The following is a 26,836-nucleotide window of genomic DNA, read 5'->3' on the forward strand; positions in this document are numbered from 1 at the left end:
CCTCGTGTTCCCGCTCGCCCGTGACGGGGCGAACGCCCCGGTCAGGAAGCTACCGGGCCCGGCGCGGCACGTCACACCAGGGCGACGGCGGGCTTCACGTTGTGGTTCAGGTGGAACACGTTGCCGGGGTCGTAGCGGGCCTTGACGCGCGAGAGCCTCTCGTAGGCCTGCTCGCCGTAGCCGGCGACGACGCGCTCCTGGCCTTCGCGCCCGATGAAGTTGAGGTACACGTCCCCGCTCGCCCACGGCATGACCGCGGCCCGCACCTCGCGCACCCACCGCATGGCCCGCTCGTCGTCGGCCGCGCTCTCCCACACACCGAACGGATGGACGGCCCACGGCGAGGAGCGCCAGGGCAGCGGATGGTCCGCGGGTCCCCGGGCCACCGCGCCGCCCATCGGGAACAGCACGTGCTGCGTGCCGGTGGGGACGGGCATGGTCTCGGCGCCGGCGCAGAAGGCAGATGCAGCCTCGTCGGGCAGGCCGCGCAGATACTCGGCCGACCAATAGTTCCGCATCCCGGGCGGGTCGTCGAGCATGCACTGAAGGTCCGCGTACGCGACCGCGTCGATCACCTGGGCGTCGGGCCCCAGCGCGAGCAGGGGCGCCGCCACGTCGCGCGCCTCCGCCTCCGGGCCCGCGTAGGTGAGCAGCACCGCGCACGCGAGACGGCCCACCAGGGCCTCCGGAACCCATTCCTCCGGGGGCCCGGTGAGATAGATGCAGCCGCCGCCGGCCGCGTCCGGGGCGGACTCCATCACGTCGCGGTAGGTCCGGACCACCTCGGGCCCCTTCTCCGGGCGGAAGAGGAGCAGCGCCATCGTCAGCGCGGGCAGGTCGTGCAGCCGCAGCGTCAGCGAGGTGACCACACCGAAGTTGCCGCCCCCGCCGTGCAGGGCCCAGAACAGCTCCGGATTCTCCTCGGCGCTCGCGCGTACGGTGGCGCCGTCCGCCGTCACGACCTCGGCGGCCAGCAGATTGTCGCTGGCCAGGCCCCACGCGCGCTCCATCCAGCCGGAGCCGCCGCCCAGGGTGAAGCCGCCGACCCCGGTGGTCGACACCCGCCCCCCGGTGGTCGCCAGGGCGAAGGGCTGGGTGGCACGGTCCAGGTCGCTCATGACGGCGCCGCCACCGACGCGGGCGGACATGGCGTCCCGGTCCACGGCGACCCCGTGCATCCGGCGCAGATCGATCACCAGGCCGCCCTCGCTCAGGGCCATGCCGGCCACGCTGTGGCCGCCGCCGCGCACGGCGACCTCCAGCTCGTGGTCGCGCGCGAAGCGCAGTGCCCGCGCGACATCCGGCTCGTCCGCGCATCCGGCGACCACCGCGGGTCTGCGGTCGATCATGCTGTTGAAGACGGTGCGCGCCTCGTCGTACCCCGGATCGCCGGGCACGTGGACCTCACCGGTGAATCCGGAACGCAGGCCGGTCAGGGCGGCGTCCGTCACAGGGGCGGGGGGTGTCATGTGGTGCCCCCTTCACAGGGCCTGAACAGGACCTTCCCATCGTAGGCCCGGCCGCGGACATCGGCCGTTCCACAGGGTCGGTCCTGTCACACCCTCCGGGGTCAGCCGGCGTACGCCCCGCTCGCCGTGAGCCGCAGCGCCGTGTCGATCAGCGGCACGTGGCTGAACGCCTGCGGGAAGTTCCCCACCTGGCGCTGGAGCCGCGAGTCCCACTCCTCGGCCAGCAGGCCGAGGTCGTTGCGGAGGGACAGCAGCTTCTCGAAGAGCCGGCGGGCCTCGTCGACCCGGCCGATCATCGCCAGGTCGTCCGCGAGCCAGAACGAGCAGGCCAGGAAGGCACCCTCGTCGCCCTCCAGACCGTCCACGCCCGCGTCCTCACCCTCGGTCGGGTAACGCAGGACGAAGCCGTCCTCCGTGGACAGCTCGCGCTGGATCGCCTCGATCGTGCCGATGACCCGCTTGTCGTCCGGAGGCAGGAAGCCCATCTGCGGGATCAGCAGCAGCGAGGCGTCCAGCTCCTTGGAGCCGTAGGACTGCGTGAAGGTGTTGCGCTCCGGGTCGTAGCCCCGCTCGCAGACATCGCGGTGGATGTCGTCACGCAGCTGGTACCACCGCTCCAGCGGGCCGTCCGTGTCCCCGGACTCGATCAGCTTGATCGTCCGGTCCACCGCGACCCAGGCCATGACCTTGGAGTGCACGAAATGCCGGCGCGGGCCGCGCACCTCCCAGATGCCCTCGTCGGGCTCGTCCCAGTGCTTCTCCAGGTAGCTGATCAGCTTGAGCTGGAGGCCCATGGCGTAGTCGTTGCGGGTCAGACCCGTCATGTGCGCCAGGTGCAGGGCCTCGGTGACCTCGCCGTACACGTCGAGCTGGAGCTGGTTCGCCGCGCCGTTCCCGACCCTGACCGGGCCGGAGTTCTCGTAACCGGGCAGCCAGTCCAGCTCCGCCTCGCCGAGCTCCCGCTCGCCCGCGATGCCGTACATGATCTGGAGGTTCTCCGGGTCGCCTGCGACGGCCCGCAGCAGCCACTCGCGCCAGGCACGGGCCTCCTCGCGGTAGCCCGTGCGCAGCAGGGACGAGAGGGTGATCGCCGCGTCGCGCAGCCAGGTGTAGCGGTAGTCCCAGTTGCGCGAGCCGCCGATGTCCTCGGGGAGCGAGGTGGTCGGGGCGGCCACGATGCCGCCGGTCGGGGCGTAGGTGAGGGCCTTCAGGGTGATCAGCGAGCGGACGACCGCCTCGCGGTAGGGCCCGTGGTACGTGCAGTGCTCGACCCACTCGCGCCAGAAGTTCTCGGTCGCCTCCAGGGAGCTCTCCGGCTCCGGCATGGCGGGCGGCTCGTGGTGCGAGGGCTGCCAGCTGATCGTGAAGGCGATCCGGTCGCCCGGCGACACGGCGAAGTCGGAGTAGGTGGTCAGATTCTGGCCGTACGTCTCCACGTCGGTGTCCAGCCACACCGAGTCGGGGCCCGCGACGGCCACCGTGCGGCCGTCGACCTTGTGGACCCACGGCGTGACGCGCCCGTAGCTGAAGCGCATCCGGAGCTCGGAGCGCATCGGAACCCGGCCGCTCACACCCTCCACGATGCGGATGAGCTGCGGCGCGCCGTCACGCGGCGGCATGAAATCGGTCACGCGGACCGTGCCCCGGTCGGTGTCCCACTCCGATTCCAGGACGAGCGAATCCCCGCGATAGCGGCGGCGATCCGCCGGCAAGGGCTGCGCCCCCTCGGGTCGGGCGGGCCCGATCCGCCAGAAACCGTTCTCCTCGGTACCGAGAAGTCCGGCGAAAATTGCATGGGAATCGAAGCGGGGGAGACACAGCCAGTCCGCTGTGCCGTCCCGGCAGACCAGGGCAGCGGTCTGCATGTCTCCGATGAGTGCGTAATCCTCGATGCGCCCGGCCACGTGCGTCTCCAGTCGAACGGCCATGTCGCCCCGCAGGGCGCTTACTGCTGGTCAAGGGGTCGTTGTAATAGAACCGACGAGCTCTTGCACGGGTGAGCGGGCTGGGGTGGAGCCGCTGGGCCGGCCAACTCGGCAGCGAGTGTCCGAGCAGGATACGACGCACCTGGAAGATCCGCGCGACTGTCTGCAGGTTGTCCGCTCCCTGTCACCTGGAATGGGTGGGAGATGCGAGGAGTGTGGTGATCTTGTGCCGGGGTGGGTGGGGCATGGCCGGAAGCAGCCTCCCTTCGTCGCTGTTACCCTGGTAGCCCGTGGACCGGTGGTCGTCCCGACAGTGGACGAGGCCCCCGAACCGCAGCGACGGCGCCTCCGGAACCCTCCGGACGGCACGCCGGCACGCACCTCACGATCGCGACCACGGGAGCCCCCTTTGGCTATGCAGCCCACATCCACGACGACCAAGCACATCTTCGTCACCGGGGGTGTCGCCTCCTCCCTCGGCAAGGGTCTGACTGCCTCCAGCCTGGGTGCCCTGCTCAAGGCGCGTGGCCTGCGGGTCACCATGCAGAAGCTCGACCCCTACCTCAACGTCGACCCCGGCACGATGAACCCCTTCCAGCACGGTGAGGTGTTCGTCACCAACGACGGCGCGGAGACCGACCTGGACATCGGCCACTACGAGCGCTTCCTCGACGTCGACCTCGACGGCTCGGCCAACGTCACCACCGGCCAGGTCTACTCCCAGGTCATCGCCAAGGAGCGGCGCGGCGAGTACCTCGGCGACACCGTCCAGGTCATCCCCCACATCACCAACGAGATCAAGCACCGCATCCGCCGCATGGCGACCGACGACGTCGACGTCGTCATCACCGAGGTCGGCGGCACGGTGGGCGACATCGAGTCGCTGCCCTTCCTGGAGACGGTCCGCCAGGTCCGCCACGAGGTCGGCCGGGACAACGTCTTCGTGGTGCACATCTCGCTGCTGCCCTACATCGGCCCGTCCGGCGAGCTGAAGACCAAGCCCACCCAGCACTCCGTCGCCGCCCTGCGCAACATCGGCATCCAGCCGGACGCCATCGTGCTCCGCGCCGACCGTGACGTCCCGACCGCCATCAAGCGCAAGATCTCGCTGATGTGCGACGTCGACGAGGCCGCGGTGGTGGCCTGTGTGGACGCCAAGTCGATCTACGACATCCCCAAGGTGCTGCACACCGAGGGCCTGGACGCCTACGTCGTGCGCAAGCTCGACCTGCCGTTCCGCGATGTCGACTGGACCACCTGGGACGACCTGCTGGACCGCGTCCACAACCCCGACCACGAGGTCACCGTCGCCCTGGTCGGCAAGTACATCGACCTGCCCGACGCCTACCTCTCGGTCACCGAGGCCATCCGGGCCGGCGGCTTCGCCAACAAGGCCCGCGTCAAGGTCAAGTGGGTCGCCTCCGACGACTGCAAGACCCCGGCGGGCGCCGCGAAGCAGCTGGGTGACGTCGACGCCGTCTGCATCCCGGGCGGCTTCGGCGAGCGCGGCGTGGTCGGCAAGGTCGGCGCGATCCAGTACGCCCGCGAGAACAAGGTGCCGCTGCTCGGCCTCTGCCTCGGCCTCCAGTGCATCGTGATCGAGGCTGCCCGGAACCTCGCGGGCATCCCCGACGCCAACTCCACCGAGTTCGACGCCGCCACGGGCCACCCCGTCATCTCGACGATGGAGGAGCAGCTCGCCTACGTCGAGGGCGCCGGCGACCTGGGCGGCACCATGCGGCTCGGCCTCTACCCGGCCAAGCTCGCCGAGGGCTCCCTGGTCCGTGAGGCCTACGCGGGTGAGCCGTACGTCGAGGAGCGCCACCGCCACCGTTACGAGGTCAACAACGGCTACCGCGCGGAGCTGGAGAAGAAGGCCGGACTGGTCTTCTCCGGCACCTCCCCGGACAACAAGCTCGTCGAGTACGTCGAGTACCCGCGCGAGGCGCACCCCTACCTGGTCGCCACCCAGGCGCACCCGGAGCTGCGCTCCCGCCCGACGCGCCCCCACCCGCTCTTCGCCGGTCTGGTGAAGGCCGCCGTGGAGCGCAAGGTCGCGGCGCAGGGGACGGGCACCGACGCGTAAGGCGTTACGGTTGACCGGGGTACGGATCCTTCACGGGATGCGTGCCCCGGTTTCTGTTTGTTCGTGGGAGGACGTAGATGGGTTTCCAGGACACGCCCGAGGAGTGGCAGGTCACCGAGACGGTGACGCCGTTCACCGGTAACAAGACCAGCGTCCGCACCGACCACGTCGTGATGCCCGACGGCAGCGTCCACAGCCGCGACTACCAGGTCCACCCCGGCTCCGTCGCCGTCCTCGCGCTCGACGAGGACGGCCGCGTCCTCGTCCTGCGGCAGTACCGCCACCCGGTGCGCCACAAGCTCTGGGAGATCCCGGCCGGGCTGCTGGACGTCCCCGGCGAGAACCCGCTGCACGCCGCACAGCGCGAGCTGTACGAGGAGGCCCACGTCAAGGCCGAGGACTGGCGGGTGCTGACCGACGTCTACACCACGCCGGGCGGCTGCGACGAGGCCGTGCGCATCTTCCTGGCCCGGAACCTCTCCGAGGCCGAGGGCGATCGCTTCGCGGTCGCCGAGGAGGAGGCCGACATGGAGCAGGCCAGGGTGCCCCTGGAGGAGCTCGTCCGGGGGGTCATCGCCGGAGACCTGCACAACAACTGCCTGGTCGTGGGCGTCCTCTCGCTCACGGCGGTGCTCGCGGGCGACGGGCTGGACTCGCTGCGTCCGGCCGATGCGCCGTGGCCGGCGCGGCCGTTCGAGGCCTGAAGGGCCGCTCCGCCCCGCCGGAGCCTGCCCTCCTCCGGGCAGGCCGGCGCGGGGCCGATCGGGGGCCGTACGTCGCAGGATCGTACGAAATGCTGATCCGATCGGGGGACGTACCCGCCGTGCTCGGCCGTGATCGTCCGCACCACTGAACTACGCTCGAAAGGCCCCGTCCGGAGTTCCGGCGGGCAACCGCGTGCAGCGAAGTGGAGCGTGGCCCGTGACCGATCAGGCGGTGGACACCAGCGGCCCGGCCGGAGCGGCGGGGACAGCGGGAGCCAAGGAACCGCCCGACCTGACCTCCTCTCAGTTCTTCGGACGCGAACGCGAGTTGAAGGCGCTTCAGGAGGACATCGAGCGCGCGGGCCTGGACACCCTGGCCGGCCGGAAGGCGGCACGCGCCAGGGTCCTGCTGATCGCCGGCCGGGCCGGATCCGGACGCACCGCCCTCGCCGCCGAGCTCACCCGGCGGCTCGCCGAGCCAGGTGACCAGCCCGACGGAGTCTTCCGGGTCTCGCTCACGGAGCCGGGAGGCGAGCGCGTCCCCGCCGAACGCACCGCACGCGAACTGCTCGACCTGCTCGACGTCGCCGCCCCGCCCGGCGCCGACGAGGACGAACTCTCCGAGATGGTCCGTGAGGCGTTCGCCGTACGCCGCGCCCTGATCCTGCTCGACGACGCGGTGGACGCCGAACAGGTCGATCCGCTGCTGCCGGACAATCCGGACTGCCTGGTCGTCGCCACCTCCACCGGCCCGCTCACCGGCATCCCCGGGGTCCGCCCGTGCACCCTCGGCGGGCTGGACGCGGGCTCCGCGGTGCAGATGCTCGCCCGCAGCATCGGCCAGGTCCGCGTCACCGTCGACCCCCGCGCCGCCGAGACGCTCGCGGAGGAGTGCGGGGGGCTGCCCGCGGCGCTGACCCTGGTCGCCGGCTGGCTCGCCGCCCGTCCCGGCGCCTCGGTCGCGGACGTCACCAAGCAGCTGCGCGAGCAGCAGGAGGATCTCGACCAGCCGACCGGGGCGCGGCCGTTGGCCCGCGCGTTCCGGCTGGTCCACGAGTCGCTGCCCCCCACCGCCGCCCGGATACTGCGACTGCTCGCGCTGGCGCCCGCCGGGCTGGCCGACGCCCACACCGCCTCCGCCCTCGCCGGCTGCTCCGTGTCGGCCGCCCAGACGACCCTGGACGACTTCGTCCGCCTCGGGCTGCTGCGGACGAACGGCGCGCAGCAGCCGCAGTACGAGGTGCCCGGGTGCCTGGCCCCGCTGGTCCGCGCCGCGCTGGAGGAGCGGGAGAGGCCCGCCGAGATCCAGCTCGCGCGCGCCAGGATGCTGGAGCGGACCGTGCGCAGGCTCCAGGCGTGCCGTGCGGTCACCGACCCCGAGGACTCCCCGGCCCGCCGCCGGCTCGCCGGGCTGCCGCGCTCGCTGCGCTTCCCCGATCCGGGGTCCGCCGCCGAGTGGCTGCGGATCCGGGAGCCCGCCCTGCTGGCCTCCGCCCGGCTCGCGGTGCGGGACGGCGAGCTGGACACCCTCGCCCGCCGGCTGGTGGCGGCGCTCGTCCGTGCCCTCGCCGTGCACCGGGGCACCGAGGACGCCGCTCCCGTGCTGTACGGGCTGCACGGGCTGGTCCTGGATGTGGCCGAGCGCCGCGACCTGCCCCGGGAGAAGGCCGCGGCGCTGCTCAACCTCGCCGACCTGGACGCCAGGACCGGCCGTACGCGGGAGGCGCTGGACCGCTACCGGGCCGCGCTCGACGCCGGACGCGCGGCGAACGACCTCTACGCGACCGGCCGGGCGATGGAATCCGCAGGCGGGGCCTACGCGGAGCTGGGCGACTTCAACCGGGCCTCGGACTGGTACGGCCGGGCCCTCGCGCAGCGGCTGACCCAGGGCGAGGCGGCCGACGCGGCACGGCTGTACGGGCGTCTCGGGGCCGTCCACACGTACACCGGCCGGTACGGCGAGGCGCTGCGCAACTGGCGGGCCGCGGCGGCGGGCCACCGCAGGCTCGGCGACCTGCCCGCCCAGGCGCGGGCGCTCAGCGAGGCCGCCCGGGTCCAGGAGTACGCGGGCCGTCCCCAGGAGTGCCTGCACACCTGCCGCGAGGCCGTCGACCTGGCGCGCAGGGCGGGTGACGTACGTCTCCAGGCCGCGCTGGAGCTCAGACTGGCCGACACCCTGGACCGGCTGGGAGACCCGGCGGCGGCCAGGCTGCACCGCTCGACGGCCGACAGATTGCTGGGTGATGAGGCCCCGGCCTACGAAATCCGTAGTGGTTCGATCAAAAGTTAATGCTTTGTAAGGCTGGACAGTGGGAAGTCCTTCATTAATGATGGCTCTGCCGCAGATCTCTGCGGTCTCTCCCTTTATGCTTGGTTCATACGGGTATGACCCGCTATGCACCGGCCAGCCTCCGAGTCAAGGACCGTGATCGACGTGAAGGTCGGCATCCCCCGCGAAGTCAAGAACAACGAGTTCCGGGTGGCGATCACCCCTGCCGGAGTGCATGAGCTCGTACGCCACGGACACCAGGTCGTCGTCGAGCAGCACGCGGGCGAGGGGTCCTCCATCCCCGACGCGGAGTACGTCGCCGCGGGCGCGCGGATCCTGCCCACCGCCGACGAGGTCTGGGCGGAGGCCGATCTGCTGCTCAAGGTGAAGGAGCCGGTCGCCGAGGAGTACCACCGCCTCCGCAAGGGCCAGACGCTCTTCACCTACCTCCACCTCGCCGCCTCCCGCGAGTGCACGGACGCCCTGCTCGCGTCGGGCACGACCGCGATCGCTTACGAGACCGTCGAGACCGCCAACCGCGCGCTGCCGCTGCTCGCCCCGATGTCCGAGGTCGCCGGCCGCCTCGCCCCGCAGGTCGGCGCGTACCACCTGATGCGCTCGGTCGGCGGTCGCGGTGTGCTCCCCGGCGGCGTTCCCGGTACGGGCTCGGCCCGGGCCGTCGTCATCGGCGGCGGGGTCTCCGGCTGGAACGCCACGCAGATCGCCGTCGGGCTCGGCTTCCACGTCACGCTGCTCGACAAGGACATCAACAAGCTCCGCGAGGCCGACAAGATCTTCGGCACCAAGGTGCGGACGGTGGTCTCCAACGCGCTGGAGCTCGAGAAGGCCGTCGTCGAGGCCGACCTCGTCGTGGGTGCCGTGCTGATCCCCGGCGCCAAGGCGCCGAAGCTGGTCACCAACGAGCTGGTCGCCAAGATGAAGCCCGGAAGTGTTCTTGTCGACATCGCGATCGACCAGGGAGGCTGCTTCGAGGACTCGCATCCCACGACGCACGCCGAGCCGACCTTCACCGTCCACAACTCGGTCTTCTACTGTGTCGCGAACATGCCGGGTGCGGTGCCGAACACCTCCACCTACGCGCTGACGAACGCCACGCTGCCGTACATCCTGGAGCTCGCGAACCGTGGCTGGGCCGACGCCCTGCGCCGTGACGCCGCACTGGCCAAGGGTCTCAACACCCATGACGGCCAGGTGGTTTACCGCGAGGTGGCCGAGGCGCACGGGCTCGACCACGTGGAACTGAGCACGCTCGTCGGCTGAGCGGTCAACCCTCTCCGTCAACCTCATGCGTCCGGCCGGACCTTGCCCAGCAAGGTCCGGCCGGACGCATGAGGGGCCCCGGCTCAACTCGCCGGAGACGTAACCCTCTACCCTTTTTGCACCCTGGCGAAAGGTGCGCCCCGGGTGCTCCACACCCTTGACAGCGGGGTGTTCGATTGCCGACACATCGGGCCGGGTCCGGCGGATTGTGTTGCTGCGAACCGGTGACACGCCATAGAGTCGCCAATCGTCGGCATGGTGCCACGCTGACCTATCGATAAGTTTCCTGGTCACATCCAAGGAGGTAAGACGACTTGTGAATGAGTCGACAATTACTCCCGGGGGTGGTCAACCAGGGATGCCTGCACGGGGTCTGAGCCCGATCGGGCTCGAAGCTGTCGGCTCCGTCGCTGTCCGCACCTTCGCCACCCACCAGCACATGACGACAGCCCCCCAGATGATGGACGGCCTACACGTGAACGCCATGGCCGGCAACGAGAGTGGCCGAGAGACCGCCCACTTCGCCGACTTCGCCGAGGTGCCCGAGGGGCACTTCTACGACCCCGATGCCGAATACGAGCCCGATCCGGAGTACGCGGCCACCCTCGCGCCCGACGCCGCTCGCCAGCGCCGCGAGCGGATCGGCCCCACGGGCCGGCCGCTGCCGTACTTCCCGATTCCCGGGCCGCTGACCGATCACGGCCCCGCGAAGATCATCGCGATGTGCAACCAGAAGGGCGGCGTGGGCAAGACCACGTCGACCATCAACCTGGGTGCCGCGCTCGCCGAGTACGGCCGCCGCGTCCTGCTCGTCGACTTCGACCCGCAGGGAGCCCTGTCGGTCGGCCTCGGGGTCAACCCGATGGAGCTCGACCTCACCGTCTACAACCTGCTCATGGAGCGGGGCATGGCCGCGGACGAGGTCCTGCTCAAGACCGCCGTGCCCAACATGGACCTGCTCCCCAGCAACATCGACCTCTCGGCCGCCGAGGTGCAGCTGGTGAGCGAGGTGGCCCGGGAGTCGACGCTCCAGCGTGCCCTCAAGCCGCTGATGGCCGACTACGACTACATCGTGATCGACTGTCAGCCCTCGCTCGGTCTGCTCACCGTGAACGCCCTGACGGCGGCTCACAAGGTGATAGTCCCGCTCGAGTGCGAGTTCTTCGCGCTGCGCGGTGTGGCACTGCTCACCGAGACCATCGAGAAGGTCCAGGAGCGGCTCAACCCCGAGCTGGAGCTGGACGGCATCCTCGCCACCATGTACGACTCCCGCACGGTCCACAGCCGTGAGGTGCTCGCGCGCGTCGTCGAGGCCTTCGACGACCACGTCTACCACACGGTCATCGGACGTACGGTGCGCTTCCCGGAGACCACGGTCGCCGGAGAGCCCATTACCACGTACGCGTCCAACTCGGTCGGTGCCGCGGCCTATCGTCAGCTCGCCAGGGAGGTGCTCGCCCGGTGTCACGCCGAGTGAGTCTGCCGGGGGCCGACGAGTTGTTCCGTACCACCGGGGGCATGGGCCTTCAGGCCTCGTCCCCCGCCGAGAGGCGGCGCAAGGCGAACGGCGAGCCGCGGGTGCCCGCGCCGGCCGGGGCGAACGGTCCGGCGGAGCAGGGCGGTGCGGCCGGGGGTGGCGGTGAGGCGCCCGCCGGGGCGTCCCGGGAGGAGCACTCCGCGGCGGACGCCGACGGCGGCGGCTCACGCAGCCGCGCCGAGGGGGAGGAGCGCGGTGCGCCCGCCCCGCCCCGCACGGCACCGCCCCAGGAGGCGGCAGCCCCCACCGTCCAGCCGCAGCGGTCACGCGGGCAGGGCCGGGGAGCCAACCGGCGGCCCAGCGGCCGGGAGCGGCACGACGAGAAGATCACCGTCTACGTCTCGGCCGAGGAACTGATGGACCTCGAACACGCGCGGCTCGTGCTGCGCGGTGAGCACGGCCTGGCGGTCGACAGGGGGCGCATCGTCCGCGAGGCGGTCGCCGTGGTCCTCGCCGACCTGGAGTCGAGGGGCGACGCGAGCATCCTCGTACGGCGGCTGCGGGGCCGCTGACCGGCGCAGCGCCGGTAGCCTGCCGGGGGAGGGGCGCCGCCGCAGAGGCGGCCCCGCCCCAGGGCCACCGCCCGACCCCCCGCCGGACATCTGGACCCCCGCACATGCCGACAGCCGACGACCCGCCCCGCCCGACCCGCCGTGTTCTCGGCCGCGGGCCGGGGATACGGCCTGCGACGGCCCCCGCGGACCCCGCGGACTCTCCCCGCGGCCCGGCACCGGCGGCCGGTGCGGTTCCTGCGGCGCCCGGGGTTTCCGCAGCGCCTGTGGTCGAGGCGGAGCCCGCAGCCGCCTCGGCGCCCCCTGAGGCGCCTGGAGCCCCGTACGGGCCGTCGGCGGCGGAGGAGCCCCCGCAAGTCCTCCAGGGCCCGCTGGAGCCCGCCGAGAGCCCTCCCGGAGCGGACGGGGGCACGCTCGCGGCCGTAAGGGGGCCAGCCTCCGCAGAGACGGCCCGCACAGAGACCGGCACCGCCGGGACGGCCTCCGCAGAGACGGGCCCCGCCGAAACCGGCGACGACCGCAGGTTCACCGTGCGTCTGGTCAACTTCGAGGGTCCCTTCGACCTGCTCCTCCAGCTGATCTCCAAGCACAAGCTCGACGTGACCGAGGTGGCACTGTCGAAGGTCACCGACGAGTTCATGGCGCACATCCGCGCCATGGGCCCGGACTGGGATCTCGACCAGACCACCGAGTTCCTCGTCGTCGCCGCGACCCTCCTCGACCTGAAGGCCGCCCGGCTGCTCCCCACCGCCGAGGTGGAGGACGAGGCCGACCTCGCCCTCCTGGAGGCGCGGGACCTGCTCTTCGCGCGGCTGCTCCAGTACCGCGCGTACAAGCGGATCGCGGAGATCTTCAGCGACCGCCTGGAGTCCGAGTCCCGCCGCTACCCCCGCACCGTGGGGCTGGAACCCCAGCACGCCGAGCTGCTGCCCGAGGTCGTGATCAGCATCGGCCCCGAGGGGTTCGCCCGGCTCGCGGTGAAGGCGATGCAGCCCAGGCCGAAGCCGCAGGTGTACGTCGACCACATCCACGCCCCGCTGGTCAGCGTGCGCGAACAGGCCGAGATCGTCGTGGCCCGGCTGCGCGCGGAGGGGGAGGTCAGCTTCCAGGACCTCACCGTGGACGCGGCGGACACCCTCACGGTCGTGGCCCGGTTCCTGGCGCTTCTGGAGCTCTACCGGGAGAAGGCGGTCGCCCTCGACCAGGAGGAGGCGCTCGGCGACCTCATGGTCCGCTGGGCCGGGGGAGAGGGAGCCGAGCCCGTGGTCACGGACGAGTTCGACCAAGAGGTGCCCGAGCCGCAGGAGGACGTACAGGCATGAGAACGGACGACGACGGGCACGACGGCACGGTTGCCGGGCTCGACCTCAAGCCCGCACTGGAGGCGGTCCTCATGGTCGTCGACGAGCCCGCCACCGAGGAGCACCTCGCCAAGGTCCTCCAGCGGCCCCGCAGAGCCGTGGCGGACGCCCTGCGCGCCCTGGCCGACGAGTACACGGTCCAGCGCCGCGGATTCGACCTGAGGCTCGTCGCCGGGGGCTGGCGCTTCTACACCCGGCCGGAGTACGCGCCGGCCGTCGAGGGCTTCGTCCTGGACGGCCAGCACGCCCGCCTCACCCAGGCGGCGCTGGAGACCCTCGCGGTGGTCGCGTACCGCCAGCCGGTGAGCCGGTCGAGGGTCTCGGCGGTACGCGGAGTGAACTGCGACGGCGTCATGCGGACCCTGCTCCAGAGGGGTCTGGTCGAGGAGGCGGGCGCGGAACCCGAAACAGGTGCGATCCTGTACAGGACGACGAACTACTTTCTGGAGCGCATGGGCCTGCGAGGCCTGGACGAGCTCCCGGAGCTCGCGCCCTTCCTCCCGGAGGCGGACGCGATCGAGGCTGAGACGCTAGAGGGTGTGCCGTCGTTCGATCCGGACGCACCGGACACCCCGGAAACTCACGCAGACGACAAGACGGATTTTTGATGCGAAGCAGTGGCAGGAACAGCGGAAGCGGCAGCGGCGGCAGCGGCGGTGGCGGCCGGAGCGGCGGTGGCGGCCGGAGCAGCAGTGGCGGCCGGAGCAGCAGGAACAACACCGGCACCGGCAGGAACAGCAACCCGAACCCCCGGGTCTCCGGCTCCGCGCGTGACGACGGTCAGGAGCAGCGCCCCCGCCGTCCCCGTCCCGAGGAGCGCCGCTACGACGTGGGCTCCGACAAGCCGGGCGGCGACGGCGGCCCCCGCAAGGGCCGCGGCGCTGCGGCCCGCGGTGGCGCGAAGGGCGGCCCGAAGCCCGCACAGAACGTGAGCAAGGGCGGACGCCGCCAGGGCGCCCCCTCCCGCCCCCGGGAGCTCGACGCCAAGATCGAGCAGCGCAACCGCGACCGGTACGCCGAGAAGCCCGACATCAAGCTGCCCAAGACCCACCCGGGAGCCGAGCAGGAGGGCGAGCGCCTGCAGAAGATCCTCGCCCGGGCCGGCATGGGCTCGCGCCGCGCGTGCGAGGAGCTGATCGAGCAGGCCAGGGTCGAGGTCAACGGCGAGATCGTCCTCGAACAGGGCATGCGCGTGGACCCGCAGAAGGACGAGATCAAGGTCGACGGCCTGACGGTCGCGACCCAGTCGTACCTCTTCTTCGCGCTGAACAAGCCCGCCGGTGTCGTCTCCACCATGGGGGACCCGGACGGCCGCCAGAACCTCGGGGACTACGTCACCAACCGCGAGACGCGGCTGTTCCACGTCGGGCGGCTCGACACCGAGACCGAGGGCATCATCCTGCTCACCAACCACGGCGAGCTGGCCCACCGGCTGACCCACCCCAAGTACGGCGTGAAGAAGACCTACCTGGCCGCCATCCAGGGCCCTCTGCCGCGTGACCTCGGCAAGCGCCTCAAGGACGGCATCCAGCTGGAGGACGGCTACGCCCGCGCCGACCACTTCCGGGTCGTCGAGAACACCGGCAAGAACTACCTCGTCGAGGTGACCCTCCACGAGGGCCGCAAGCACATCGTCCGCCGGATGCTGGCCGAGGCGGGCTTCCCGGTCGAGCGTCTCGTGCGCACCTCCTTCGGGCCCATCCCGCTGGGTGACCAGAAGTCCGGCTGGCTGCGCCGGCTGACCAACACCGAGGTGGGCATGCTGATGCGCGAGGTCGGCCTGTAGCCCTCGCCCCCTCCGAAAGGCCCGCGGCCGGTTCCTCGTTCAGTTTTTCGAACAGGAACCGGCCGCGGGCCTTTTGCCGTCGCCTTTTCTTCTTTATAGTCAGAGTGACCATTAAGAAGGAGGCGAGGCGCCGTGACGCTCGCGGACATACTCGATCCCCTGCAACAGCCCCTGGTGACCGTCCTCGACACCCCGGTCAGCTGGACCGAGGTGCTCGGGTTCGGCAGCGGTGCGCTGTGCGTCTGGCTCGTGGCCCGCCAGCACCTCGCCAACTGGCCCATCGGTATCGCGAACAACCTGTTCTTCATCCTGTTGTTCGCCCAGTCCGGTCTGTACGCCGACGCCGGCCTGCAGATCGTCTTCATCGCCCTCGCCGCGTACGGCTGGTGGACCTGGACCCACGGGGGTGGACCTGGTACATCCGTCCTGCCGGTGCGCAGCACCACCCGCACCGAATGGGCCTGGCTGCTCGCGGCGGGGGCGGTGGGGACACTCGGGCTCACGCTCCTGCTGTCCCGGGCCACGGACTCGACCGTGCCGTTCTGGGACGCCCTGACCACCTCGCTGTCGCTCATGGCGACGTACGGGCAGTGCCGCAAGCGGGTCGAGTCCTGGTGGCTGTGGATCGCCGCCGACGTGGTCTACATCCCGCTGTACGCCTACAAGGAGCTCTACCTCACCTCCCTGCTGTACGTCGGCTTCCTCACGCTCTGCCTCATCGGGCTGCGCAACTGGAGCGGGGACCTCGACCGGGCCCGCCGGGCCGCAGCGGGGGTGGCGGCGTGAAGCGTCACGGACACGGCCTGGTCCTCGGCAAGTTCTATCCGCCGCACGCCGGCCACCACCATCTCGTCCGCACCGCCCGGGACCGCTGCGAGCGGCTCACCGTGCTGGTCTGTGCCGCGTCCGTCGAATCCGTCCCGCTCGCCGACCGGGTCGCCTGGATGCGGGAAGTCCACCCGGACGTAAGGGTGGTGGGCACGGTCGACGACATACCGATGGACCTCACCGACCCCGCCGTCTGGGACGCGCACATGGCCGTCTTCACCGGAGCCGTGCCCGAACGCGTCGACGCCGTGTTCAGCTCGGAGGAGTACGGCGACGAACTGGCCCGGCGCTTCGGGGCCGAATCCGTCCTCGTCGATCCCGGCCGCACCGTCTTCCCCGTCTCCGGCACGGCGGTCCGCGCCGACCCGGCCGGCTGCTGGGACTTCCTCGAACCGCCGGTCCGGGCGGCCCTCACCCGCCGGGTCGTCGTCCTCGGCGCAGAGTCCACCGGCACCACGACCCTGGCCCGGGCGCTGACCGACCACTACCGCGCGCGCGGTGGGGTGTGGGCGCGGACGCGGTACGTCGCCGAATACGGCCGGGAGTTCAGCGAGGAGAAGCTCGCCTCGCTGCGGGCGCGGTGGCCCGGTGCCCAGTGGGAGGACGTCACCTTCACCACCGACGACTTCCCGCTCATCGCCGAGACCCAGAACGCCAGGGAGGACGCCGCCGCACGGCTCGGCTCCCCGGTGCTCTTCTGCGACACCGACTCCTTCGCCACCACGGTCTGGCACGAACGCTACGTCGGCGGACGCAACCCGCTCGTCGAGAAGACCGCCGACCGCACCGCCCATCACCTGTGGCTGCTCACCGACCACGAGGGCGTCGCCTTCGAGGACGACGGCCTGCGTGACGGTGAGGAGCTCCGGCCCTGGATGACGGACCGCTTCCGCGCCGAACTCTCGCGCACGGGGCGGGAGTTCATCGAGGTCACCGGCGACCGGCAGGAGCGGCTCGCCACCGCGGTCGCCGCCGTGGACACCCTCCTGGCCGCGGGCCCGCACTTCACCGCACCCCTTCCGGAGCGCCGATGAGCACCGTCCCCGACGGCTACGACCCGTACGCCTTCACCCCCTTCGCCGTCACCGTGGACCTGGCCGTGTTCACCGTCCGCGAGGGCCGGCTCCACGTCCTGCTCGTGACGCGCGGCGAAGACCCGTACAAGGGCCGCTGGGCGCTGCCCGGCGGGTTCGTCCTGCCCCGCGAGTCCGCGGAGGAGGCCGCGCGCCGCGAGCTCGCCGAGGAGACCGGCCTGGCCCAGGACACCGTGTGCGGCTTCCACCTGGAGCAGCTGCGCACCTACAGCGATCCGGACCGCGACCCCAGGATGCGGGTCGTCTCCGTCGCCTACGCCGCACTCGTCCCCGACCTGCCGGAACCGCGGGGCGGCGGGGACGCGGCGCACGCCCAGTGGTGGGAGGCGGGCGCCACGGAGCCGCTCGCCTTCGACCATGACCGCATCCTCGCCGACGCGCACGACCGGATCGGGGCCAGGCTGGAGTACTCCTGCCTGGCCACCGCGTTCTGCCCCGCCGAGTTCACCCTCGGCGAGCTCCAGCAGGTCTACGAGACCGTCTGGGGCGTCGAGCTCGACCGGCCCAACTTCAGGCGCAAGGTCCTCACCACGCCCGGCTTCGTCCAGGCCGTGGAAGGGCCGCCGCGCCGCACCGGCGGACGGGGGAAACCGGCCGCCCTCTACCGGGCGGGTGCCGCCAACGCCTTGCACCCACCCCTGCTGCGCCCGGAAGGACGCCCGGAAGGACGGACATCATGATCCCCACGAGGATTCTCACCAAACAGGCGGCCACGGGCGCGCTGACCGGGCTGGCGCTCGGCGACGCGCTGGGCTTCCCCACGGAGTTCAACAACGTCCCCGCGATCCTCGCCACATGCGGACCGTGGCGGCAGATGCGGCTGCCCGAGCCCGCCTTCGTCACCGACGACACCCAGATGACGCTCGCGCTGGGACGCGGCATACGCACCGCGATGGACCGGGGGCTGCTCACCCCCTCGCGGCTGCTGCGCCCGCTGCGGGAGGAGTTCGTCGACTGGTACCACTCCCCGGACAACAACCGTGCCCCCGGCCGCACCTGTATGACCGCCTGCCGGCTGCTCGACAGCGAACGCCCCTGGCAGGAGGCCAGCCAGACCGGGTCGAAGGGCTGCGGCGCCAACATGCGGGTCGCGCCTGTCGGCCTCGTACCCGGCCTCAGCGAGGAACAGCGCGCGGGGGCGGCCCAGCTCCAGGCCGCCCTCACCCACGGCCACCCCACCGCACTGGCCGCGTCCGACCTGATGGCCCGCGCCGTCCTCCTGCTCGCCCAGGGAGCGGAACCGATGGGACTGGTCGGCCAGTTGCGCAGCTACGCGTACGAGAACGGCAGCCGCTACCACGAACGCTGGCTCGGAGACCTGTGGCGCTACGCGGGCGCCTCCTCGCCCGAGGCGTACATCCGGCACGGCTGGGACGAGTGCCTCACCGCCCTTGCCCGGGTCCAGGACGCCCTGCGCGCCCCGTCCCCGGAGACCGACCCATGCGAGGTCACCGGGGACGGGTGGATCGCGGAGGAGGCCCTCGCCACGGCCCTGCACTGCTTCCTGCTCTTCCCGGAGGAACCGGTCACCGCCCTGCGCCGCGCCGCCTGCACCCAAGGCGACTCCGACTCGCTGGGCTGCCTGACGGGCGCGCTGGCGGGGGCCCATCTCGGAGCGGGGGCCTGGCCCAAGGAGTGGTCGGAGCGCATCGAGTACCGCAGCGACCTGCTGTCGCTGGCCGCGCTCTGGGACGCCTGACCCGGGCACACCGACACGGCGCTCCTCGCGCGGTCCGGGCCGCCGGTCGCCGACCCGGCCATCCGCTCTCCCGGCTCGCGGCGCACACCACCGCCCTGCACGCGGAACTCGCGGCGCCGGCAGCGGTGGTGGTGACCCGCAACCGCGAAGAGGGAGGCCGAGCCCGGTGCTGCGCACCGGGTCGCCGGCCTGTCGGCCGCGCGTGAGGTCACATCGCTCCACGGCGTGCCCGACGAGGCGCGGGGCCGCCCCACGGCCCGCGGACGGACCCGCCGGGTACGGCGCCCCGCACGACCTCGTCGCCCGGGGGAGCGCGTCACGTCCTGACGGCCCCGGAACCGCCCTCCTACTCGTTGTCGCGCAGGTGGGAGCGGCGGCCCTCGCGGTCGAAGATGCCGAGGACCTCGGCCGGTCCGCCGACCGCGCCCAGGGCGTGCGGGAGCATCGTGGTGAACTCCGCCGCCTGGCCCTCTTCCACCCGCAGCCGCCGGTCACCCAGCAGCAGCACGACCGTGCCCGACAGCACCGTGAACCACTCCCGGCCGGGGTGCGCCTTCAGCGCCGAAGGACCCTCCGGCGGTGGTTCGGTCAGCCGCATCCGGGCCACGGTGACCCCGGGTTCGCCGCGCATCGCCCATTGGGTCAGACCGCGGGCCGGGATGAGGGTGGGGTTCGTCACCACGTCGTCGGGCGCCGACTCCACGAGCTGGTCCAGCGAGGTGCCGAGGGCCCGGGCGATCGCGGTGAGCTGGTCCAGCGCGATCCTGCGGTGGCCGGTCTCGATCCGGCTCAGTGTGGAAGGGCTGAGGTGGCAGCGGGCTGCGAGGTCGTCGAGCGACCAGCCGTGCGCGGTCCGCAGGGCGCGTACCCGTTTGCGTACGAGGCTGTCGAGATCACTGCCGTCTTGCGTCATGGGCAAGACAGTATGCGCTGCGAGCAATGGTTCGTAAGCTCGGTCCCATGACTCCCACCCCTTCCCACCCCCACGCCCCGGGACCGCACGGCGCCGCCCCGCACGCCCACGGCGCACAGCACGGCCACGACGAGCACGACGGTCACGGCCACGCCCACCCCCATGACCACGGGACCGCCGCCGCGCAGGACGCCCTCGCCACGGTGCTCGACCTCGACGCGGAGCTGTTCGCCGGGTACCTCACCTCGGTGACGGCCCGGGTCGCCGGTGCGGCGGGGGACGGGATCACCCACGTCGTGGACCTCGGCGCGGGCACCGGCACCGGCACCTTCGCCCTGCTGGAGCGGTTTCCCGGCGCCCGGGTGACCGCCGTCGACAACTCCCCGGAGATGCTCGCCCTGATCGCGGAGAGCGCCCGCGCCAAGGGCCTGGACGACCGGGTGAGCACCCTGGAGACGGACGCGGGCGCCGGGCTCGGCGGCATCGAGGGCGCCGACCTCGTCTGGGCCTCGGCCTCCCTGCACCACGTGGACGACCCGGCCGCCGCACTCGCCGGGATCCGTGCCGCGCTGCGCCCCGGCGGCCTGCTGGCCGTCGCGGAGATGGACGGGATGCCGCACTTCCTGCCCGAGGACGCCGCGCCCGGCCGCCCGGGACTGGAGGAGCGCTGCCGTGAGGCGCTGGACGGGCTGCACGCGCGGCAGGTGCCGCACCTGGGCGCCGACTGGGCTGCCCTGCTGGCCGGCGCGGGCCTGACCGTCGAGCAGGAGCACGTGGAGCCGCTGGAGGTGCGCGCCCCGCTCCCGCCCTCCGCGGGCCGGTACGCCTACGTCGTGCTCGACCGCATCCGGGGGGCCCTGGACGGCGTGGCCGACCCCGCTGACCTCGCCGCGCTCGGCGTCCTCCTCGACGGCGGCCCGCACGACGTGCGCCACCGCGACGACCTCGTCGTCCGCTCCACGCGCCGGCTCTGGGTGGCCCGCCGCCCGGCGGACGAGGGCTGAGCTACCCCGCCGACGCCCTCCGGGCCCGGACCAGGAAGGCCTCCACGCGCTCCCGGTCCGGCTCCGGGGGCAGCGGGGAGCGGGTGGCCGCCCGGTCGCTCTCCTCGGCGAGCCGCGCCATCGTGCGCTCCACCTCGTCCCACGGGACCTCGCCCCGCCTGACCGCCAGCAGCCCCTCCCGCCGGTCGCCCACGGCGATCACCAGCTCGCCCGTACGCAGCAGGTTCCGGCAGCTCTCCAGCAGCCGCAGCAGGTGCATCGCGTGTTTCCAGCGCGGGGCGCCGTGCAGCCGGACGTCCGCCTCCAGCTTCCGCCGCTGGCCCCGCGCGTAGCGCACGAAGGTGCTGTGGGCCTGACGGGACAGGAAGGCCTCGCGCAGGGAGACGAGCTCGCGGCCCGTGGCGTCGGCGTGCTCCACCAGTGGCGAGTGCAGGCACTCCAGCACGTTGGGATTCGCCCGCAACGCGAGCTCGCAGAAGCGCTCCAGCTCCCAGGAGAACTGCTCGTCCCCCGGCCCCTCGACATGGGTCGGCGGTTTCGTGAAGCCCCAGAAGAGCGGCGTGGGCGCGAGGAAGACCCCGCGCCGGTCCGTGTCGCTGTCCTCGGTCGCCAGCCCGAAGGCACGGGAGCCCGTCACGCACGAGTAGACGGTGTGATCCCGCACGAGCTGTGTGCCGTCAGGAGTGATCATCCCGGGAGCGTACGCGCGCGCGGCGCGTGCGGGGAAAGGATTTCAGGCCTGACGGATGCTGTCCCCCTCGACCGTGATCCGCTCGGCGGGCAGCGGGCGCGTGGCCGGGCCCGCCTCCACCGCCCCGTCCTCGATGCTGAACCTGCTGCCGTGGCACGCGCAGTTGATGGTGCCGTCGCCGACCGTGGCGACGATGCAGCCCGCATGGGTGCACACCGCGGAGAAGGCCTTGAACTCGCCCTCGGACGGCTGGGTCACCACGATCTTCCGGTCCTCGAAGATCGTGCCGCCGCCGGCCGGCACCTCGGAGGTCCTGGTCAGCTCCCCGCCGGAGGCCGGCGCGGAACTCTCCTCGCTCCCGCCCCCGTCGCCCTCCGACGAGCCGCAGGCGGTCGCCAGCGCCGCGGCTCCCGCCGCCCCCGCGGTCAGGACCGTCCTTCGTCGTGCGTCCATGGCTCTCCTCGCGTGGTCGTCGCTCAGAGGCATCGTGGCGCCGCCGGCCGTCCCGGCGAAGCAACCGCGCCCAAGCCACAAGGACAGCGCCCGCAGGGACGCCCCGCGTGGCCGATGGGCGGCTCTCCGGCACCGGGCCCGACGCCGGCGCGGACCCCGGTGTCTCACGGACAGAGCAGCGGTCACCACCGGCCCCGGCGCCCCTCTAGGCTGAGAAGGCACGCAGCACGAGGCGACGAGAGGTACGACGTGGCGGTACGAGCGGTCCGTGGAGCCGTCCAGCTGGAGCGGGACGAGGCCGGGCACATGGACGAGCGGGTGAGCGAACTGCTCACCGCCGTCCTGGAGCGCAATCAGCTCGTCGCCGACGACCTGATCAGCGTCTGGTTCACCGCCACCCCCGACCTGCACAGCGACTTCCCCGCAGCCGCCGCCCGCGGCCTCGGCATCGTCGACGTACCGCTGATCTGCGCCCAGGAACTCGACATCACCGGGGCCATGCCCCGCGTCGTCCGCGTCCTGGCCCACGTGGAGACGTATCTCTCCAAGTCCGAGATCAGTCACGTCTACCTCGGCGCCACCGGTGCCCTCCGCAAGGACATCGCCCAGTGAGAACAGCCCTCGTCATCGGAACCGGCCTGGTCGGGACCTCCGCGGCCCTCGCCCTGGCCGGGCGCGGCATCCAGGTGCACCTCGCCGACCGCGACCCCTCGTCGGCGCACACCGCCGCCGCGCTCGGCGCCGGCACCGCCGAGGCGCCGGAAGGCCCCGTCGACCTGGCGATCGTCGCCGTGCCGCCCGCCCACACCGCGTCCGTGCTGGCCACGGCCCTGCGGGACGGTGTCGCCCGCGCCTGTCTCGACGTCGCCAGCGTCAAGGGCGGCCCGCGCCGCGAGCTGGAGGCGCTCGGCGTGGACCTCGCGCCGTACATCGGCACGCACCCCATGGCCGGGAAGGAGCGCTCCGGCCCCCTCGCCGCCACCGCCGACCTCTTCGAGGGACGGCCCTGGGTCCTCACCCCCACCCGGGAGACCGACACCGAGGTGCTCAACCTGGCGCTGGAGCTCGTCGCGCTCTGCCGGGCCGTCCCCGTGGTCATGGACGCCGACGCCCACGACCGCGCCGTCGCCCTGGTCTCCCACACCCCGCAGCTGATCTCCTCCATGGTCGCGGCCCGGCTGGAGGAGGCCGACGAGACCGCCGTACGCCTGTGCGGACAGGGGATCAGGGACGTCACCCGCATCGCGGCGTCCGACCCCCGGATGTGGGTGGAGATCCTGTCCGCCAACCCGGGCCCCGTCGCCGACGTGCTGGCGGGCGTCGCCGCCGACCTGGACGAGACGGTACGGGCGCTGCGCGGCCTGGAGTCCGCGGACGAGGACAAGCGCCGGACGGGCACCGAAGGCATCGAGGACGTCCTGCGCCGCGGCAACGCGGGCCGCGTCCGGGTGCCCGGCAAGCACGGGGCGGCCCCGGCGGCGTACGAGGTCGTGGCGGTGCTCATCAGCGACCGGCCGGGCGAGCTGGCCGCGATCTTCGCCGACGCCGGGCGGGCCGGGGTCAACATCGAGGACGTCCGCATCGAGCACGCCACCGGCCAGCAGGCCGGACTCGTCCAGCTGATGGTCGAGCCGAGCGCCGCACCCGCGCTGGGCGCGTCCCTCAAGGAGCGCGGCTGGTCGATCCGCCCGTAACGGCGGCCGGGGTGGCGTGGGGGCGGCCGGGACAGGGGTACAAAGGCGCTTCGCGCACTCGGTAACCTTGGGGGAGGCCGTTCCCTGGCCCCGCTCCGCCCGCCCCCGTGTACCAGGAAGGTGTCCACCACCGTGGAAACCGTAAGCGCCGCCGCCCGGACCGCTCCGGCCGCAGTGATCGTCGCCATCGACGGCCCCTCCGGCACGGGCAAGTCGAGCACCTCCAAGGCCGTCGCCGCCCAGCTCGGCCTCAGCTACCTGGACACCGGCGCCCAGTACCGCGCGATCACCTGGTGGATGCTGAACAACGGCATCGACGTGCAGAACCCGGCGGAGATCGCGACCGCCGCGGGCAAGCCGGTCATCGTCTCGGGCACGGACCCGTCGGCCCCGACCATCACCGTCGACGGCGAGGACGCCTCCGGACCGATCCGCACCCAGGAGGTCACCTCCAAGGTCAGCGCCGTGAGCGCGGTGCCCGAGGTGCGCGCCCTGATCACCGAGCTGCAGCGTTCGATCGCCAAGGAGGCCGAGCGGGGCATCGTCGTCGAGGGCCGGGACATCGGCACGACCGTGCTGCCGGACGCCGACATCAAGATCTTCCTGACCGCCTCCCCGGAGGCGCGTGCCGCCCGGCGCAGCGGTGAGGTCAAGGGCTCCGATCTCGCCGCCACCAAGGAGGCGCTGATCAAGCGGGACGCCGCCGACTCCGGCCGCAAGACCTCCCCCCTGGCCAAGGCCGGCGACGCCGTCGAGGTGGACACCACCGAGCTGACCCTCGCGCAGGTCATCGAGTGCGTGGTGACCCTCGTCGGGGAGAAGCAGGCCGCGAAGTGACCCGAGCCACCGCCGCGCCCACGCTGCGCGGAGCGGCCGTCGGGCGCGGCATCGGCATCGGGCTCATGTACGGGCTCTTCAGGCCCCGTGTGCTCGGCGCGTGGCGGGTCCCCGCCTCGGGACCCGTCATACTCGCGGTGAACCACGCGCACAACATCGACGGGCCGATGCTGATGGGCACCGCGCCCCGGCCCGTCCACTTCCTGATCAAGAAGGAGGCGTTCGTCGGACCTCTCGACCCGTTCCTGCGCGGAATCGGGCAATTGAAGGTGGACCGTACGACCGTCGACCGCACCGCCATCACGCAGGCACTCGGCGTGCTGGAGAACGGCGGGGCCCTCGGGATCTTCCCCGAGGGAACCAGGGGCGAGGGAGACTTCGCCTCGTTGCGCGCGGGGCTCGCGTACTTCGCCGTGCGCGGCGGGGCGCCGATCGTCCCCGTCGCGGTCCTGGGAAGCACCGAGCGGCGCGGACGGTTGATATCAGCACTGCCTCCGCTGCGCAGCCGGGTGGACGTCGTCTTCGGCGAGGCCTTCCAGGCCGGTGACGGCAGCGGCCGGCGGACCAGGAAGGCGCTGGACGAGGCGACACTGCTGATCCAGGGCAGGCTGACCGCGCACCTGGAAGACGCCAGGCGCCTCACCGGGCGCCCGGTCAAGACCTGAGTAGTGGGCCGCGCGATCGTGGCCCATCGATGATGATGCAAAGAGGAACGGACTTCATGAACGACCAGATTCACTCCGACGGCTCGGACCACGAGCACGGAGCACTTGGCGACGCCGAGTACGCGGAGTTCATGGAGCTCGCCGCGCAGGAAGGCTTCGACCCCGAGGACGTCGAGGGCGCGATCGGTGAGGCCGGTCACGGACCGCTTCCCGTGCTCGCCGTCGTCGGCCGCCCGAATGTCGGCAAGTCGACGCTGGTGAACCGGATCATCGGCCGTCGCGAGGCCGTCGTCCAGGACAAGCCCGGCGTCACCCGTGACCGCGTCAGCTACGAGGCCGAGTGGGCCGGGCGCCGCTTCAAGGTCGTCGACACCGGCGGCTGGGAGCAGGACGTACTGGGCCTCGACGCCTCCGTCGCCGCCCAGGCCGAGTACGCCATCGAGACGGCCGACGCGGTCGTCTTCGTCGTCGACGCCACCGTCGGCGCCACCGACACCGACGAGGCCGTCGTCAAGCTGCTGCGCCGGGCCGGCAAGCCCGTCGTCCTGTGCGCCAACAAGGTCGACGGGCAGAGCGGCGAGGCCGATGCCACCGCGCTCTGGTCGCTGGGCCTCGGTGAGCCCTACCCGGTCTCCTCCCTGCACGGCCGTGGCACCGGTGACATGCTCGACGCCGTGCTGGAGGCGCTGCCCGAGGCCCCCGCGCAGACCTTCGGCACCGCGCTCGGCGGCCCGCGCCGCATCGCGCTCATCGGCCGCCCCAACGTCGGCAAGTCCTCCCTGCTGAACAAGGTCGCCGGGGAGGACCGCGTCGTCGTCAACGCCCTCGCGGGCACCACGCGCGACCCGGTCGACGAGCTGATCCAGCTCGGCGGCACCACCTGGAAGTTCATCGATACGGCGGGTATCCGCCGCAAGGTCCACCTCCAGGAGGGCGCGGACTACTACGCCTCGCTGCGTACCGCCGCCGCCGTCGAGAAGGCGGAGGTCGCCGTCATCCTGATCGACGCGAGTGAGTCGATCAGCGTGCAGGACCAGCGCATCGTCACCATGGCGGTCGAGGCCGGCCGCGCCGTCGTCGTCGCCTTCAACAAGTGGGACACCCTCGACGAGGAGCGCCGCTACTACCTCGAGCGTGAGATCGAGACGGAGCTCGCCCAGATCGCCTGGGCCCCGCGCGTCAACGTCTCCGCGGTCACCGGCCGGCACATGGAGAAGCTCGTCCCGGCGATCGAGACCGCCATCGAGGGCTGGGAGACCCGCGTCCCCACCGGCAGGCTCAACGCCTTCCTCGGTGAGATCGTCGCGTCCCACCCCCACCCCGTGCGCGGCGGCAAGCAGCCCCGCATCCTCTTCGGCACACAGGCGGGCATCAAGCCCCCGCGGTTCGTGCTCTTCGCCTCCGGCTTCCTGGAGCACGGATACCGGCGCTTCGTCGAGCGCCGCCTGCGCGAGGAGTTCGGCTTCGAGGGCACACCGCTGCACATCTCGGTCCGGGTGCGCGAGAAGCGCGGCCGCAAGAAGTGACCTGAGGGCATACGGCGAAGCCCCGGACCACCCGCACCGAGCGGGGGGTCCGGGGCTTCGCCGTATGCCCTCAGGCGTCCGTCGATCCGGGCGGCAGCGCCGCCGGCCTGGCACGTCCCGCATGCCGGCCGACCCGCTGCCAGGAACCGGGGTTGCTGCCGCCCGAGGCGCTGTTGCTGCCCTGGGCGTTCGCCGCCGCACGGCCGCTCAGAGGTGCACGGCTGCCGAACATCCCGATGCCGAACGTTCTGAAGCCGAGATTCTCCTCGCCGGTTCGGTCGCCCGGAAGCGCCCGGAACGATCGGCGGTACTCGGCGTACAGCGCGTCGTAGATCGGGGTGGCGGACCTGCCGCCCGACGGGTCCCGCGACGGGCGCATGGCCGGGATCGGGGTCTGCTGCTGGCGGGAAGGGTCGTATGAGTGCACGTAGGTGCCAACGACCTCGCCGCCCGTCGGATGCGGGCCGGACGGAGAAAACGATGTCCGGGGGGCGGGGGAGGG

25 protein-coding genes are annotated in these 26,836 nt (G+C 72.2%); 19 read left to right on the plus strand and 6 right to left on the minus strand.

All coding sequences use genetic code 11. From position 1 onward, the window contains the following. Positions 1–71: 71 nt before the first annotated feature. Both ACFY8O_RS21355 and ACFY8O_RS21360 read right to left on the minus strand, forming a co-directional pair. Entirely contained in the window at positions 72–1,469 is a 1,398-nt protein-coding gene (locus tag ACFY8O_RS21355) for an FAD-binding oxidoreductase (RefSeq protein ID WP_387904625.1), read from the minus strand. Between the two features lie 101 nt (positions 1,470–1,570). Further along, a complete protein-coding gene (locus ACFY8O_RS21360) occupies positions 1,571–3,373 on the minus strand; it encodes a glycoside hydrolase family 15 protein (protein WP_387905361.1) in 1,803 nt (600 codons plus the stop codon). 436 nt (positions 3,374–3,809) lie between these two features. Here ACFY8O_RS21360 and ACFY8O_RS21365 point away from each other — a divergent pair, with 436 nt between their 5' ends. The 13 genes from ACFY8O_RS21365 (at position 3,810) to ACFY8O_RS21425 (ending at position 18,551) form a co-directional block, all read left to right on the plus strand. Further along, complete coding sequence (locus ACFY8O_RS21365) at positions 3,810–5,480, plus strand: CTP synthase (RefSeq protein ID WP_145806822.1); 1,671 nt, start codon at positions 3,810–3,812, stop codon at positions 5,478–5,480. A 77-nt stretch (positions 5,481–5,557) separates the two neighbouring features. Further along, positions 5,558–6,184, plus strand: coding sequence for an NUDIX domain-containing protein (locus tag ACFY8O_RS21370; protein ID WP_387904629.1), 627 nt, complete (start codon positions 5,558–5,560; stop codon positions 6,182–6,184). Between the two features lie 217 nt (positions 6,185–6,401). After that, the gene (locus ACFY8O_RS21375; RefSeq protein ID WP_387904632.1) at positions 6,402–8,474 is read left to right on the plus strand and encodes a tetratricopeptide repeat protein; all 2,073 of its coding nucleotides are present in this window, start codon (positions 6,402–6,404) and stop codon (positions 8,472–8,474) included. Positions 8,475–8,618: 144 nt separating this feature from the next. Next, positions 8,619–9,734, plus strand: a complete 1,116-nt coding sequence (ald, locus tag ACFY8O_RS21380) for an alanine dehydrogenase (RefSeq protein ID WP_145806895.1) — start codon at positions 8,619–8,621, stop codon at positions 9,732–9,734. 358 nt (positions 9,735–10,092) lie between these two features. Then, positions 10,093–11,211, plus strand: a complete 1,119-nt coding sequence (locus tag ACFY8O_RS21385) for a ParA family protein (RefSeq protein ID WP_073751114.1) — start codon at positions 10,093–10,095, stop codon at positions 11,209–11,211. Then, positions 11,196–11,783: a hypothetical protein gene (locus ACFY8O_RS21390; protein WP_145806816.1), complete on the plus strand. Its 588-nt coding sequence runs from the start codon at positions 11,196–11,198 to the stop codon at positions 11,781–11,783. The genes ACFY8O_RS21385 and ACFY8O_RS21390 overlap by 16 nt, the downstream gene beginning before the upstream one ends. 104 nt (positions 11,784–11,887) lie before the next feature. Then, a complete protein-coding gene (locus ACFY8O_RS21395) occupies positions 11,888–13,105 on the plus strand; it encodes a segregation and condensation protein A (RefSeq protein WP_387904636.1) in 1,218 nt (405 codons plus the stop codon). Then, positions 13,102–13,752, plus strand: coding sequence for an SMC-Scp complex subunit ScpB (gene scpB / locus ACFY8O_RS21400; protein ID WP_145806812.1), 651 nt, complete (start codon positions 13,102–13,104; stop codon positions 13,750–13,752). Before ACFY8O_RS21395 ends, scpB begins: the two co-directional genes overlap by 4 nt. Next, on the plus strand, positions 13,752–14,930 hold the full coding sequence (locus ACFY8O_RS21405; RefSeq protein WP_387904640.1) for a pseudouridine synthase: 1,179 nt from the start codon (positions 13,752–13,754) through the stop codon (positions 14,928–14,930). The genes scpB and ACFY8O_RS21405 overlap by 1 nt, the downstream gene beginning before the upstream one ends. Before the next feature lie 132 nt (positions 14,931–15,062). Beyond that, on the plus strand, positions 15,063–15,716 hold the full coding sequence (gene pnuC / locus ACFY8O_RS21410; RefSeq protein WP_387904642.1) for a nicotinamide riboside transporter PnuC: 654 nt from the start codon (positions 15,063–15,065) through the stop codon (positions 15,714–15,716). After that, on the plus strand, positions 15,713–16,792 hold the full coding sequence (locus ACFY8O_RS21415; protein WP_387904645.1) for an AAA family ATPase: 1,080 nt from the start codon (positions 15,713–15,715) through the stop codon (positions 16,790–16,792). Before pnuC ends, ACFY8O_RS21415 begins: the two co-directional genes overlap by 4 nt. Continuing rightward, positions 16,789–17,532 (plus strand): NUDIX hydrolase, encoded by a 744-nt coding sequence (locus tag ACFY8O_RS21420; RefSeq protein ID WP_145806804.1) that lies wholly within the window; start codon positions 16,789–16,791, stop codon positions 17,530–17,532. The genes ACFY8O_RS21415 and ACFY8O_RS21420 overlap by 4 nt, the downstream gene beginning before the upstream one ends. Next, positions 17,529–18,551 carry an ADP-ribosylglycohydrolase family protein gene (locus tag ACFY8O_RS21425; protein ID WP_145806802.1) on the plus strand — a complete coding sequence of 341 codons (1,023 nt, stop codon included), beginning with the start codon at positions 17,529–17,531 and terminating at the stop codon, positions 18,549–18,551. Before ACFY8O_RS21420 ends, ACFY8O_RS21425 begins: the two co-directional genes overlap by 4 nt. Positions 18,552–18,897: 346 nt before the next feature. Here the strand turns inward: ACFY8O_RS21425 and ACFY8O_RS21430 are convergent, their stop codons facing one another. Then, positions 18,898–19,464 (minus strand): helix-turn-helix domain-containing protein, encoded by a 567-nt coding sequence (locus ACFY8O_RS21430; protein WP_387904649.1) that lies wholly within the window; start codon positions 19,462–19,464, stop codon positions 18,898–18,900. 47 nt (positions 19,465–19,511) lie between these two features. Here ACFY8O_RS21430 and ACFY8O_RS21435 point away from each other — a divergent pair, with 47 nt between their 5' ends. Beyond that, entirely contained in the window at positions 19,512–20,468 is a 957-nt protein-coding gene (locus tag ACFY8O_RS21435; protein ID WP_387904652.1) for a class I SAM-dependent methyltransferase, read from the plus strand. 1 nt (position 20,469) lies between these two features. Here the strand turns inward: ACFY8O_RS21435 and ACFY8O_RS21440 are convergent, their stop codons facing one another. Together ACFY8O_RS21440 and ACFY8O_RS21445 are read right to left on the minus strand one after the other, a co-directional pair. After that, positions 20,470–21,159, minus strand: a complete 690-nt coding sequence (locus tag ACFY8O_RS21440) for a nucleotidyltransferase domain-containing protein (protein WP_387904654.1) — start codon at positions 21,157–21,159, stop codon at positions 20,470–20,472. A 42-nt stretch (positions 21,160–21,201) separates the two neighbouring features. Then, positions 21,202–21,612 (minus strand): Rieske (2Fe-2S) protein, encoded by a 411-nt coding sequence (locus tag ACFY8O_RS21445; protein ID WP_145806794.1) that lies wholly within the window; start codon positions 21,610–21,612, stop codon positions 21,202–21,204. A gap of 249 nt (positions 21,613–21,861) precedes the next feature. Here ACFY8O_RS21445 and aroH point away from each other — a divergent pair, with 249 nt between their 5' ends. The 5 genes from aroH (at position 21,862) to der (ending at position 26,334) form a co-directional block, all read left to right on the plus strand. Further along, positions 21,862–22,224, plus strand: coding sequence for a chorismate mutase (gene aroH, locus ACFY8O_RS21450; RefSeq protein ID WP_356740372.1), 363 nt, complete (start codon positions 21,862–21,864; stop codon positions 22,222–22,224). Continuing rightward, the gene (locus tag ACFY8O_RS21455; protein ID WP_387904657.1) at positions 22,221–23,306 is read left to right on the plus strand and encodes a prephenate dehydrogenase; all 1,086 of its coding nucleotides are present in this window, start codon (positions 22,221–22,223) and stop codon (positions 23,304–23,306) included. Before aroH ends, ACFY8O_RS21455 begins: the two co-directional genes overlap by 4 nt. Positions 23,307–23,426: 120 nt before the next feature. Next, positions 23,427–24,143: a (d)CMP kinase gene (gene cmk / locus ACFY8O_RS21460; RefSeq protein ID WP_145806788.1), complete on the plus strand. Its 717-nt coding sequence runs from the start codon at positions 23,427–23,429 to the stop codon at positions 24,141–24,143. After that, positions 24,140–24,808: a lysophospholipid acyltransferase family protein gene (locus ACFY8O_RS21465; RefSeq protein WP_145806786.1), complete on the plus strand. Its 669-nt coding sequence runs from the start codon at positions 24,140–24,142 to the stop codon at positions 24,806–24,808. Before cmk ends, ACFY8O_RS21465 begins: the two co-directional genes overlap by 4 nt. A gap of 56 nt (positions 24,809–24,864) precedes the next feature. Further along, the gene (der, locus tag ACFY8O_RS21470) at positions 24,865–26,334 is read left to right on the plus strand and encodes a ribosome biogenesis GTPase Der (protein ID WP_145806784.1); all 1,470 of its coding nucleotides are present in this window, start codon (positions 24,865–24,867) and stop codon (positions 26,332–26,334) included. A gap of 70 nt (positions 26,335–26,404) precedes the next feature. Here the strand turns inward: der and ACFY8O_RS21475 are convergent, their stop codons facing one another. Further along, complete coding sequence (locus ACFY8O_RS21475) at positions 26,405–26,713, minus strand: hypothetical protein (RefSeq protein ID WP_145806782.1); 309 nt, start codon at positions 26,711–26,713, stop codon at positions 26,405–26,407. Positions 26,714–26,836: the final 123 nt, after the last annotated feature.

This window comes from Streptomyces argenteolus (assembly GCF_042902585.1).
In the GTDB taxonomy this organism is placed as follows: domain Bacteria; phylum Actinomycetota; class Actinomycetes; order Streptomycetales; family Streptomycetaceae; genus Streptomyces; species Streptomyces argenteolus.